This window comes from Brasilonema angustatum (assembly GCF_059505445.1).
Genome location: NZ_JCACKO010000117.1, coordinates 182,791 through 195,360, shown reverse-complemented (window position 1 = coordinate 195,360; position 12,570 = coordinate 182,791). Strand labels below are relative to the sequence as shown.

Annotated in this window: 9 protein-coding genes, 1 pseudogene and 1 CRISPR repeat array; of the genes and pseudogenes, 4 read left to right on the top strand and 6 right to left on the bottom strand. The window is 42.5% G+C overall.

The features are described 5' to 3' along the window. The first annotated feature begins 22 nt into the window (after positions 1-22). Entirely contained in the window at positions 23-1,492 is a 1,470-nt protein-coding gene (dacB, locus tag AC5JM2_RS19495; protein WP_495836493.1) for a D-alanyl-D-alanine carboxypeptidase/D-alanyl-D-alanine endopeptidase, read from the top strand. Positions 1,493-1,693: 201 nt separating this feature from the next. Here the strand turns inward: dacB and AC5JM2_RS19490 are convergent, their stop codons facing one another. From AC5JM2_RS19490 to AC5JM2_RS19465, 6 genes and pseudogenes are all read right to left on the bottom strand, one after another. Then, entirely contained in the window at positions 1,694-2,416 is a 723-nt protein-coding gene (locus AC5JM2_RS19490; RefSeq protein ID WP_495836546.1) for a Uma2 family endonuclease, read from the bottom strand. Positions 2,417-2,471: 55 nt separating this feature from the next. Continuing rightward, a CRISPR array of direct repeats spans positions 2,472-4,114; the repeat unit is 36 nt; unit sequence GTTTCCATCCCCGTTAGGGGCGATGTAAGTGGAAAG. Positions 4,115-4,643: 529 nt separating this feature from the next. After that, the gene (locus tag AC5JM2_RS19485; protein ID WP_495836492.1) at positions 4,644-5,450 is read right to left on the bottom strand and encodes an FHA domain-containing protein; all 807 of its coding nucleotides are present in this window, start codon (positions 5,448-5,450) and stop codon (positions 4,644-4,646) included. A gap of 322 nt (positions 5,451-5,772) precedes the next feature. Further along, positions 5,773-7,623, bottom strand: a complete 1,851-nt coding sequence (locus AC5JM2_RS19480; protein ID WP_495836491.1) for an aspartate kinase — start codon at positions 7,621-7,623, stop codon at positions 5,773-5,775. A gap of 32 nt (positions 7,624-7,655) precedes the next feature. Further along, entirely contained in the window at positions 7,656-8,597 is a 942-nt protein-coding gene (locus AC5JM2_RS19475) for a putative bifunctional lysylphosphatidylglycerol flippase/synthetase (RefSeq protein ID WP_495836490.1), read from the bottom strand. A 376-nt stretch (positions 8,598-8,973) separates the two neighbouring features. After that, positions 8,974-9,070, bottom strand: a pseudogene (locus AC5JM2_RS19470) (IS5/IS1182 family transposase); the annotation flags it as partial. A 77-nt stretch (positions 9,071-9,147) separates the two neighbouring features. Further along, positions 9,148-9,294 carry a hypothetical protein gene (locus AC5JM2_RS19465; RefSeq protein ID WP_495836545.1) on the bottom strand — a complete coding sequence of 49 codons (147 nt, stop codon included), beginning with the start codon at positions 9,292-9,294 and terminating at the stop codon, positions 9,148-9,150. Positions 9,295-9,464: 170 nt separating this feature from the next. Here AC5JM2_RS19465 and gntT point away from each other — a divergent pair, with 170 nt between their 5' ends. The 3 genes from gntT (at position 9,465) to AC5JM2_RS19450 (ending at position 12,530) form a co-directional block, all read left to right on the top strand. Beyond that, positions 9,465-10,802, top strand: coding sequence for a guanitoxin biosynthesis MATE family efflux transporter GntT (gntT, locus tag AC5JM2_RS19460; RefSeq protein WP_495836489.1), 1,338 nt, complete (start codon positions 9,465-9,467; stop codon positions 10,800-10,802). 163 nt (positions 10,803-10,965) lie between these two features. After that, positions 10,966-11,913 carry an aldo/keto reductase family protein gene (locus AC5JM2_RS19455; protein ID WP_495836488.1) on the top strand — a complete coding sequence of 316 codons (948 nt, stop codon included), beginning with the start codon at positions 10,966-10,968 and terminating at the stop codon, positions 11,911-11,913. Between the two features lie 206 nt (positions 11,914-12,119). Continuing rightward, positions 12,120-12,530, top strand: a complete 411-nt coding sequence (locus AC5JM2_RS19450; RefSeq protein ID WP_495836487.1) for an ester cyclase — start codon at positions 12,120-12,122, stop codon at positions 12,528-12,530. Positions 12,531-12,570: the final 40 nt, after the last annotated feature.

Below are 12,570 nucleotides of genomic sequence, written 5' to 3'. Positions count from 1 at the left end.
TTACTTAATATTTATTCACATAATGCCGAAAAGAATCTCTCTTGGGTTCCTGCTGCTATTCTTGGGAACCCAAGTAGGTATCACCACTAAAGCAGTTCAAGCACAAACACAAGTTGTACCAACACAAACTACCACAAAATCAATTTGTCCTGCCCAACTGGGAGCATCGATAGATGCTGTGATCAATCGTCCTGTATTCAGTCGATCGCGTTGGGGTATATTAGTACAACCCTTGTCTTCTACTCAAACTCTTTACAGTCGGGATGCCCAAAAATACTTTACCCCAGCTTCCACGACGAAACTCCTGACAACTGCTGCTGCACTACAGCAATTAGGGACAAATTTTCGTATTCGCACTTCTGTGTATGGCGGTGGTAACGGGGTTTTATATATTGTGGGTAGAGGAGATCCCAGTTTAGGTGATGCACAATTAACTGTTTTGGCAAAGCAGTTGAAACAGAAGGGTATTGAGAGAGTTAATCAGTTGATTGCTGATGATACTTATATTCGAGGAGATATTGTTAACCCCTCTTGGCAATGGGAAGATATACAGTCAGACTACGGCGCACCTATTAACAGCTTAATTTTAAATCAAAATGTTTTTAATATAAGACTTTTGCCGCAAAGTGTGGGACAACCTCTCAAAGTTATCTGGAATGATATTAGTGAGGCTGCACAGTGGCAAGTTATTAATCAGTCGGTAACAACAGCAGAAAACCAACCAAATTCTATCAATGTTACTCGTGACTTGAAAGGAAAAATTTTGCAAATTCAAGGACAGTTGGCGCTTAATTCTCAACCTGAGTTAGTCAGTTTACCTGTTCTTTCTCCTGCGGAATATTTCTCTCGTCGTTTTCGTAGTACTTTGATAGCAGAGAAAATTCCTGTTGTGCAGACTTTGGTATCATCAAGTAATGGCAAGAATCTAGAGGAATTAGCTAATGTGGAATCTCCTGCGCTTTCTGAACTTGTCGCTCAAACAAATATTAATAGTAATAATCTTTTTGCTGAGTCGTTGTTGAGGGCATTAGCTATTAAGAAACCACCGACAGAGAATCAAACTTCTGCTGATGCTGGTTTGGAAGTCATGAAAGCAACGCTTACCCAAATGGGAGTTGATTCAACAGGTTACTCTTTGGTAGATGGTTCGGGGTTATCTCGTAAAGACTTAGTGAGTCCAGAAGCTTTGGTACAAACTTTGCAGGCGATGGCAAAATCACCAGCAGCTTTGGTATATCGAGCATCTTTACCTGTTGCAGCCAGAAGCGGGACTCTAAAAAGTCGCTTTCAAAATACACCTGCTGAAGGTATTGTTCAAGCGAAAACTGGCACGATGGGCGGTGTTGTTTCCATAGCAGGATATATCAATACGCCCAAATACAGTCCAATCGTTTTCAGTATTATGGTAAATCAAAGCGAACAGCCTGTAAGAGTTGTGCGGCAGGCTATTGATGAAATTGTAGTATTGTTAGCTCAACTGCAAAATTGTTAAATATCACTTAGCTTACATCTTGCACCAGTTGCGTTATTGCAATTTTTGTAAGGTGGGCACTGCCTAGAGTTCGCTCTAAACCTTATTTTTACGTTGTGGGCAGTGCCCACCCTACGGTTATTGAGAATGGTGCAAGATCTCACTTAGGGAACAGGGAATAGGGAATAGGAAGACGGTTTCGCGTACAAAAAGTCTAAAAAACTACTCGATGACATCGCCAAAGCGATCGCGATACTTTTTCAACACATCCTCTAGGTTTTGCGATCGCTGACGTTCTTTTTCCAATTCCTGTTGTGCTTGTTCGGCGCGTTGCTTTTCTTGTTCGGCGCGTTGCTTTTCTTGTTCTAGCTGCTCGTTTACTTCAGCATAAGAGAAAAACTTGCTACCATCGGGACGATAGATTTGCAACTCTTCGCCGGATGAGTCAAACCGGATACCCAAGCGGGGACTTACCCAGTTTGCTATTTCTCCAATCACATCTAGTCCATCGTCTGCTTTCAACCAGCCTCTCAAAATATTCTTGTCTGGATCGTAGATGTAATATTCTTGAACTCCGTAGCGATCGTAAAATAAAAGCTTTTTGTCCATCTCAGTAGAACTGTTACTGGGAGAGAGAATTTCAAAGACGACTTGCGGCGGAATGTTGTCTTCTTCCCATTGTTTATATGAAGTGCGATCGCCCTTTGTTCTACCAAGCACTACCATCACGTCTGGTGCTGTGACAATCGTATTTCGACCTTTTAGTGGATACCATAACAAGTCCCCAGCCACAAAGACATTTGGATCATCAGCGTACAGCCAATCAAGATTTTGCTGAATCTGCACAATCCAACGGAACTGCTTGGTATTATCTGCCATTGGCTTGCCGTCGCTTTCTGGGTAAATAATTTCTGATGGAGTTGTTGCGAGGGGTTGAGAAACCATAACCAAGCTTGTGACTCTGGATGCTTCAAAGTTAGCACAATATGGCATTAGTAATGTTTCCATCCCCGTTAGGGGCGATGTAAGTGGAAAGCACAGAATATCAACGTAGAAGTCAGGGAAGGAGTGTTTCCATCCCCGTTAGGGGCGATGTAAGTGGAAAGCCGCGGTAAACGTATACGAGACTCGATGCCAGCAAGAGTTTCCATCCCCGTTAGGGGCGATGTAAGTGGAAAGTTGAGCAGTACGGCAGTGTTTGCTCTGGTGGAAGATACGAAAAGTTTCCATCCCCGTTAGGGGCGATGTAAGTGGAAAGACCAAAAACAGACATACGCATTCCCGGTCTAGTTCAATCGTTTCCATCCCCGTTAGGGGCGATGTAAGTGGAAAGAAAACTTTAGAGAAAATCGCATCGGAGCGTTGCGGATGTTTCCATCCCCGTTAGGGGCGATGTAAGTGGAAAGGGTAGTAAGTGGAGATCGGCAAAACCTTTCTTACAAGTTTCCATCCCCGTTAGGGGCGATGTAAGTGGAAAGTCAACATTTTGAAGAAGGAGTGCTGGAATTGGTCACGTTTCCATCCCCGTTAGGGGCGATGTAAGTGGAAAGACATGACAATGCCTACTCAAGGTATGAACATGATGATGCGTTTCCATCCCCGTTAGAGGCGATGTAAGTGGAAAGGTAGTCCTAGCATCAAATGCTGCACTTATTCCTTCGTTTCCATCCCCGTTAGGGGCGATGTAAGTGGAAAGGGCATTGCAAGCATTAAACACTAGCCCTAACTTCGTTTCCATCCCCGTTAGGGGCGATGTAAGTGGAAAGATTCCGCAACTTCTGCTTCGCCTTCTCAACCTATGGTTTCCATCCCCGTTAGGGGCGATGTAAGTGGAAAGGAGCTGGTAGCCTGGCTTTTGGTAAAGAGATAGTAAAAAAGTTTCCATCCCCGTTAGGGGCGATGTAAGTGGAAAGTTCCCGGACCGTTGTAGTTTTGATTTTGATTTAATTTAAGGTTTCCATCCCCGTTAGGGGCGATGTAAGTGGAAAGCTGACCATTATGGTCTAATTTACGGGACTACATGTGTTTCCATCCCCGTTAGGGGCGATGTAAGTGGAAAGTAGTTGATAATAGAGATCAAGATAGAGGCTTACAAGTTGTGTTTCCATCCCCGTTAGGGGCGATGTAAGTGGAAAGTTTGCTGGACTCTTGGTTTCCGTAGTTATCGGTTCATGTTTCCATCCCCGTTAGGGGCGATGTAAGTGGAAAGGCTATTAGCATTCCATCTTTTTCTATAAAATGGGAAGGTTTCCATCCCCGTTAGGGGCGATGTAAGTGGAAAGCATTTTTTTGAACAGAAACCCTGGTGCCTTCGCCAGTTTCCATCCCCGTTAGGGGCGATGTAAGTGGAAAGGAATATTCCTGGCTTCAATGGAGCACTAACTCCAACCGTTTCCATCCCCGTTAGGGGCGATGTAAGTGGAAAGGTTTCCTAAACTTTCTGAATGGAGAGAAAAATATCGTTTCCATCCCCGTTAGGGGCGATGTAAGTGGAAAGTTATTGCTTCTAACAAACCTCAGGTCAGTACAACGTTTCCATCCCCGTTAGGGGCGATGTAAGTGGAAAGTTAAAGCTGATCCTATCGAAACTGCGGCTGGTATAGTAGCGTTTCCATCCCCGTTAGGGGCGATGTAAGTGGAAAGAGTTCACTTCTGGAAGCCTTACTGGGAGAGGGTTTTAGATACCCCAATCGACGCGCCCCTAAAAAGTAATTAAACTTTCTCCACAATAAATAAATTTTAGCGTCTGAAAAGCTTACTGGGTAAGCAATCGACACACCTTAACGAAGTTATGCGGTTTTCAAGGATCGGGCGAGGTGTGTCGATGGACTCAACACGCTGTCTTAAAAATAGAGTATATCACTTATGATTGTCAAGTTTTTTACAAAGTACGTGGTTTTGTTTCAACATTTTTCAATCAACTGCACAGAGCCATACAAGTCGCTTAGAGGCACAGAAGCATTAGCTGTTGAATCGGATCACGTTGACGAGGATTGTGTTGGCGATCGTCATAATAAGTAGGTCAACATAAAAAAACATCAAATACGATTCTTGCGATTGCTGAGTCCCAAGGGGACACGCTGCGCGAACGCTCCACTGCGTTTTGTATGCCCTTCGGGCACGCTACGCTAACGCAATGACATTTCACGTTTAATTAGGTTGAGCTACTTAACTATCTCTTAAATAATCCCTTCAAAGAGTGCAAACTATAATTCAAGACTTTGCCCGTATTAAACAATTGATATCCAGCGAATAATAAAGCAGATGATGCCAGGATAGCGAAAAGATTGACTGATGCAAAAAGATTGCCTGTGAACAACATGATTGCAACTCCCAACCCGATCAAAACCCATCCTATTTTACGATTTAGATGGCGTCGGCTTAAAACGATAGCTCCTGCAAGACATAACAATATACTAGGGATACCTATAAATAAACCAATTCGAGAGTTTGTAGATATGATCAAAATCCCTAAAACCATCAGCACTAAGCCGACAAGTTTACTCGGACGATCCACTTGATGTTGTTTGTTGTTTTCAGTCATCTCAGGCTGTACTATCCGAGCCTGAACAACTGTGGGTTGACGAGTCAGTCTGGAATAAGAAGTCGAAGCAAAATTTTGTTTCTGTTGAAAAATGAAAGTTATATTTCCTTGTTGACCTAGGTCTATCTTGTCTCCTAAATTAAGGGGGTAGCGCTTTTTTGGCTCTAGTTTGACACTATTAAGAAATGTGCCGTTGGAGCTTCCCGTATCAATAATATAATAAGTATTTTCTTCTACCTGAATTTCTGCATGAAGCCGAGAAACAATATCGGCATTTGGCAAAGCTAAAACATTGATGTCCGGTGTAATTTGCTCGTTTGGCTTACCAATCCGAAAAATCGGAAGATTTGGTGGCAATTCAAAAGAGGTGTTACTTTGGAGATGAAAAAGCTCTAAATTTTGTCCTGTTGTGTGTGATGTGCTGAGGTTTGGCATAACCTGCTTTTAAGGAGCAATGTTTTAATTTATCTAAAATATCTTTCTTGTCTGACAACAAAGATGCTTCGGTGATCATCTTAAACTTTATTGTCTTAATTTTAATACTTACAGATTCAAAAAATATTTGCCACAGATAACCCCTCCCCTTGCTAAGGCTACCGTGTACACACCGAAGCGCTCAAAACCTCACCCTCGCTTTTAGCTGCGCTAAAATCTTTCCCTCTCCTTAGTAAGGAGAGGGATGCCCGATAGGGCAGGGTGAGGTTGCGAACGCGAGTGCGTCTCGTAAGACAGAAAATCTCTGTTTCAAAACCAACCATCAAGCAGGCACTTGAATACTCTGACTACCCGCCAGCCCAAAGGCTGTATGAATGACTTGCAACGCCTTCACGCCTTCTTCTTGCGCGACAACACAGCTAATCTTAATTTCCGAAGTCGCAATCATTTGGATATTAATTTGGTGCTGGGATAGTGCTTCAAACATTGTAGCCGCGATGCCTGGTTGTCCGACCATGCCTGCTCCCACAATACTGACTTTGGCAATATCATTATCCAGGACGACTTCACCCCATCCATATTCTGCTGCTGATTGTTGAAGCATTTTTTGTGCTACTTGTGCATCTATTCTGGCAGTAGTGAAGGCAATATCCCGCGTAGGAATGCCATTCATCATACGACATCGCTGGGACTGAATAATCATGTCTACGCTGATATTGTGTTCTGCCAACAATCCAAATATCTTCGCAGCTGTTCCTGGACGATCCTGTACTTGACGAATAGCTAGACGCGCTTGCTTCATATCCAGGGCGACACCTCTGACGGGAGGGAGAGAATGAGGGAGAGAGGGAGAGAGGGAATGAGGGAGAGAGGGAGGGAGGGAGGGAGGGAGGGTCAAATTTCCTTTGTCTTCTTCAATTTCAAAGGCGGTGCGAAGGGAAGCAACGGCGCGATCGCAATCTGCATTATCAATTACGCAACTCACTTTCACTTCACTCGTAGAAATCATCTGGATATTAACACCTGCTTCTGCAAGAGTCGCAAACATCTTCGCTGCCACACCAGGACGCCCAATCATCCCCGCACCTGCAATACTAACTTTAGCAATATTGGGCAGTACCATCACTTCCGCTTCTTCATTTTCTGTTGCCTTTTGAGAACGCAGAACAGGGGCGATCGCTTGTGCTACAGCTTCCGCCTTTTTTAATATTGGTGCCATCACGGTAAACGCAATGTCATTCGTATTACCTTCGTGAATTGATTGAATAATCAAATCCACATCCACATTCTGACGTGCTATCTCCCCAAATAACCGCGCTGCTACACCTGGTTTATCTGGAACACGTAACATCGACACTTTCGCTTGATTGGTATCAAATTCAATTTCATCAACGGAACGAGCAATTTCCAAATTCACAAGTGCTCGCGGACGTGGCGCTGGTGAAATCACCCAAGTTCCAGGTTCATCTGTCCAACTAGAGCGTACCACCAAAGGAACGCCATAGTTCCGGGCAATTTCCACCGCACGAGGATGCAAGACTTTTGCCCCCAAGCTTGCGAGTTCCAGCATTTCGTTGCTGGTGATTTGATCTATCAGTTGTGCTTCTGGAACCAAACGGGGGTCTGTTGTTAAAATCCCTGGTACGTCAGTATAAATTTCACAAAAATCTGCGTGTAAGGCAGCTGCCAAAGCCACCGCTGAGGTATCTGAACCGCCACGTCCCAATGTTGTAATTTCCAATTCCTCTGTTCTGGTAATCCCCTGAAAGCCTGCTACGACAACAACTTTATTTTGATTAAGATGTCGCTGGATGCGTTGTGTTTCGATATGTAAAATTCGCGCTCGGGTATGGTCGGCTTCAGTAACAATTCCTACTTGCGCTCCTGTCAAAGAAATAGCTGGATGTCCCAGTTCTTGCAAAGCCATACTGACTAAAGCAATGGATATTTGCTCACCTGTGGACAGCAACATATCCATTTCCCGGCTGTTGGGATTTTGTGAGATTTCGTATGCTAGCTTAACGAGTCCATCTGTGGTTTTTCCCATAGCGGAAAGCACAACAACAAGAGAGTGTCCTGCAATAACCGTTTTGCACACGCGCTGTGCAACAGCTTGAATACGCTCTACTGAACCGACAGATGTACCACCATATTTCTGAACTATGAGCGCCATAAGTTTTATGTAGTCAATTGTCCCTAGGAATTCTATTTGTTAATTATATTTCTTGTACCGTGTTTAATTTCATAGAGTCCCAGTAAACTTGTTGCTATTAGCAAAGCCAATAAGTCGTAAATTGCTCTGTAAGCTAGTGTTGCACCCAAAACAACTACAGGAGAAACTTTAGCAGACAGAAAATACAAGATGACAATCTCAAACACTCCTAACCCAGCAGGGACGTTACTTACTACACCTGCAAACATAGCGAGTGAGTAGGTTCTCAACACGTCCAGAAAAGATACACTATTGGCAGGAAGCAGCAAATAAAGAACTGCTGCAGCTATCATCCAGTCAATGCTAGAAATGACGACTTGAGCAAAAGCTATCTTGAAAGAAGGAAAACGAAACTCTTGGCGACGAATGACTAACGGTGTTTTAATAAAAATACTTCCTAATAAATAAGAAATAACTATTAATAGGAAAATAACACCCAGAGGACGTGTGTCTGTAAAAGGTAAATGTATTTGGGTGGGGATTTCCAAGGGGTTGAAGAGAAATATTACGCCAGATGCGGCAAAAACTCCTAACCAAAAAGTAAAATTGGCAAAAGCAATAACTTGGGCGATCGCCAGTGGTGATACTCCCCAATTGGAATAATAACGATAACGGATAGCACTGCCAGTTACCAAAGCAAAACCTATGGTGTTGCCGAGTACAGAGCTAATAAACCCAGTGAAAGCAATTTTTCGCAGAGCCAGAGAACGACCAATATAGCTAAAGCCTAGAGCATCATATGAGACCATCACTAGATAGCCTATGTTTGACAATAAAATTGACAAACTTAAGTGCCTTTTAGGAATTTTTCCTAAAGAGTTCAAAACATCTTGGTAACGATACTCACGTAGTTCGTGGCTAATTGCCCATAAAGAAAGTACCAACAAGCACAAGCCAAACAACGAACTGAAGTTGAGTCGGAGTTTTTGAAGCATAGCGGAACCAGGGAAAGGGGGAGACTACAGACGTGGAGAGAGTAGAGGGAGAAGACGCCTTCGTGTACCAACAAAATCGCGGCAAGGTAATATTACAGATTTTATTAAATTAGGAGAAATTTGGTAAGAATTCAGGAGCCAGCAATTCCTGAGTCAGAAGAGTTAAAAATTCCGTTGAAAATTTGATGAAAGGAATATACCAAAAATCATAGACTCCTTATAAATTCTGATTTGTGATCTCATTGGTGCTGAATTCTTATACCAATTCTCTGTAAACTTGCACTTAATACTTACTCTTTCATTCTTGGTGTTCTTGGCGTCTTGGCGGTTCGTCTAATAAATATTAAGTGCATCTTCATGGAGAATTGGTATTACCAAATTCTTTTTCTGTACGCTGCATGACCTGAACATGAGCTTGAATCATCAACCAAACTCAAGCGTGCAAACTTATCACCGTAGAAACCGATAACCCAGAGGAATTCGACCGAAGAATAGACCTCTAGACCAAAAAGCATTAGACGGCGTGCCGATTGCCTCCAATCATTGCTTTTCACGTATGCTGACATGTGCTGCCACAATCTTCCACCCTTGCTGTGTGCGCACTCAAGTCTGTTGCTTGCCGACCTAAGTTGTTTGGTGAAGTATTACGGGTGAATTCTGTGCTGGCTATAGCAAAATCATGACCGTAAGTTGTGATAATAGTGTTCTGTTAATTCCGAGCTAAGTTAGTTGGATTACGCCCCTTACGAAACTCTTAGATTGCCTGATAAGCAATACTCTCCTCAAGAGCATCATAGTTAATTGTGGTGAGGAAAGAACAAAGGCCGATAAAATATACTTAAATATCTATCCTAAGGGATTTTAACATTGCTTCAATACGACTTTCTATCTCGCTTTTTAAAACTCGCTACTGTCAACGTAGTGTCTAATATTACAATACCCTTGTCCGGTGCAATCAGCGTAGCTTTCCTGGGACACCTCTCAAGCATTAGTTATTTAGCTGGGGTGGCATTAGGTGCTATTTTGTTTGATTTTCTCTACGAGAGTTGTTCCTTTATCAAGTCAGGAACAACTGCCGTTATATCTCAAGCCGCTGGACGAGATGATCAAGAAGCAATAGTTCTAGCAGGTCTACAAAATGCCTTAATTGCTTTAGGATTGGGTATACTTTTTCTGCTATTGCAATACCCTCTAGGGAAGCTAGGTTTTCTGTTGTTGAACGCTACTCCAGATGTGGAACTGGCCGGTATTGCTTATTTTAATACCCGGATTTGGGGAGCGCCTGCGGCTTTGGTTAACTTAGCCTTATTTGGATGGTTTCTTGGACAAGAAAAAAATCGCAAAGTCCTTTTCCTTGCTATTGTTGGAAACGTTGCTAATGTTGTACTGAATTATCTTTTCATTGTTCTTTGGGATTGGTCAAGCATGGGGGCTGGATTGTCGCAAGCTATTAGCCAATATCTAACCTTATTTGTAGGGCTTGTGATGATTATCCGTGAAGTCCCGTTAAAAGAAGTAGGTAATTTAACAGGGAAAGTCTTTAATTTGTCCGCCTTCCAAACTCCTTTTGTTCTAAACCGCAATCTATCTGTTAGGTCTGTAGTTATCGTATCTATTTTTGTCCTTTTCAATGCTTTTAGTGCAACATTGGGAACTAGTGTTCTGGCTGAAAATGTTTTACTTCTTCAAGTCGTAGCATTAAGTATGTATATGTGTGATGGAGTAGAATACGCTACTGTGACTTTAATCGGTAACTTTCAAGGTCAAGGAGCAAAACATAAATTTGTCCCACTTTTGCAAATTGCATTAGGAACTAATTTGGCTATTGCTTTAGTAGTTGGGGTGGCTGCTGTCTTTTTTCCTGATCCTATATTTAATCTGTTTACGAACCATTCTGAATTGATAGAAGCAATTAGAGTCTATATCCCCTGGGTGCTTCTTGTTGTCGTGGGTTCAGGATTCGCTTATGTTCTAGATGGATATTTTGCTGGCTTGGGTGAGGGAGTTGCTGTACGCAATACATACATAATCAGTGGCTTGCTGGGATTCATTGGTCTATCTTTATCAACCTTCTATTTTCAAAGTAATCATTTTTTATGGTTGGCTTTATCCATGTTTATGTTGTCTTGCACTTTAACTTTGGCAATACAGATACCTGTGACTTTGCAATCAAATGAGGAAAACGAAGCTGTTGCCAACTCATAGAGTAATCCTTTTTGATTTCTGAACTGATTTGTATAGGCAGGCAATAGGCAATAGAGAACAGAATTGTTTAGAAATTATTTAGAATTCCTGTATAATTTTCTTGACTAATTGTGTCATTTTTTTTCGTAACAGAAGTAAAAACACCAGTGAAATACGAAATACCATGAAATACAGAAAATTAGGTAACAGTGAATTGCGTATTTCTGAAATCAGTCTTGGTTCTTGGGGTATTAATGAGGGTGTAGAACGGCAAAATGCAGAGGCTTGCATTTATAAAGCCTTTGACATTGGTATTAACTTTATTGACACTTCTAATTCTTATGCGGCTGGTGGCGCTGAGTCATTTCTGGGGGAAGTATTACAAGGAATTGAGCGATCGTCGTATATCCTAGCAACCAAGGTCTTCTTTCCTACGTCACCTAGCGATCGCGGACTGTCAGCAGCCCAAATCAAAAAACAAATTGATGCTTCCTTAAACCGATTGCGTACCGATTATGTTGACCTGTATCAATGCCATCGCTACGATCCGGATACACCTTTAGAGGAAACAATGACAGCACTGACTGAGGTGGTGCGTCAGGGAAAAGCTCGTTACATTGGCTTTAGTGAGTGGAGTCCAGAGCAAATTCAGTCTGCGCTCGATATTGCTGATGTTGAACGCTTTGTTTCCAGTCAGCCTCAGTATTCTCTGCTGTGGCGCAAACCGGAAGCTGAGGTATTTCCATTGTGTGCAGCTAACGGTATTGGTCAGATTGTCTGGTCGCCATTAGCTCAAGGTGTACTTACAGGGAAATATCAGCCAGGACAAGTTCCACTTCCAAATTCTCGCGCTGCAAATGAAAAAATGAATTGGTATTTGCTGGAGGAGTTGTTTAGCGATGACACTCTAACAGCAGTACAGAAACTGAAACCCATTGCCCAAGACTTAAAGTTGAGTATGCCACAATTAGCTCTGGCTTGGGTACTAGGCTCTGAGTACGTATCTTCAGCCATTATCGGTGCTAGTCGTCCCGAACAAATTGTTGACAACGCTGCTGCATCAGGAGTCCAACTTGATAGGGACGTATTGGCAGCAATTGACCAGGTACTGATATCAGTTGTTCGCAAGTGAAGATAGTAGTTATCCCGATTTCGGAAAGATTCTCAAGATTAAACCAATGATGACTTAAATCATCAAAAAATTTGCGCGCTCTGCCGCTATGCTGCTGCGTTTGCGCAGCGCCCCCTTAGGGGCTAGCTATCGCCTTGGAAACTCTTGAGTTTACAATGTAACAGCCTTCGTGTATGATTTCCCTGTCAAGGTAGAAATAAAATTCTATGGATAGCCTGACTAATAAGGAAGTGGTTAGACAGTTTTTTGAAATCTATAACAATCAAGATTACGAAGCTGCGTACAAATATATTGCGCCGAATTATATAGATCATGGACTACCTCAAGTCCGAAGTGTCGAGGACGCGATTGAGATATTGAAGGCGACTCACAAAGCTTTTCCAGATATCAAAGTGGTAATTAACGATCTCATTGAGGAAAATAACAAAGTCGTATTTCGAGGTCACTTTACAGCTACACACCTGGGTGAATTTGTTGGTATAGCTCCTAGTGGAGTGAAAGTAGAATTTGAGGCATTAGAGATATTCAAGATTGAGAACCAGAAGATTACAGAATCCTGGGGATATTGGCCACTTTCGGAAATTTTGAGCCAAATTCAGGCTTGCGAGAAGGTCTAGCCGTGATTCTATCTGTGTGAAATTATACAAATACCACTAG